General features: G+C 73.8%; 1 protein-coding gene. It reads left to right on the top strand.

The features are described from left to right. The coding region (locus tag OH705_RS28680) for a DUF4339 domain-containing protein (RefSeq protein ID WP_267303631.1) at positions 1-237 on the top strand (237 nt) is incomplete at both ends.

Genomic DNA, 237 nt, shown 5'->3' with positions numbered 1-237 from the left:
CGCGGATGCCATCGCCCGCCTCTACCGCTCCGGCGCACTCACGCGCGCCTCGCTGGCCTGGCGCGAGGGCATGCCGCAGTGGACGCCCCTGGGCGAAATCGCAACGGAGCTCGGCATCGCCGATCCAGCACCGGTCAACGCGCCGGCGGCCCCGCCGACGCCGCCCACACCGCTGACCGTCGAAACCGAAACTCCCGTTGAGCGCCCGCTCACCGGACGCGCGGTGTTCACCGCCAG

The sequence above is a fragment of the Pseudomonas sp. BJa3 genome (assembly GCF_026343815.1).
Lineage (GTDB): Bacteria > Pseudomonadota > Gammaproteobacteria > Pseudomonadales > Pseudomonadaceae > Aquipseudomonas > Aquipseudomonas soli.
Note: the sequence above shows the minus strand (reverse complement) of the source record. Positions and strands in the feature narration are given on the sequence as shown.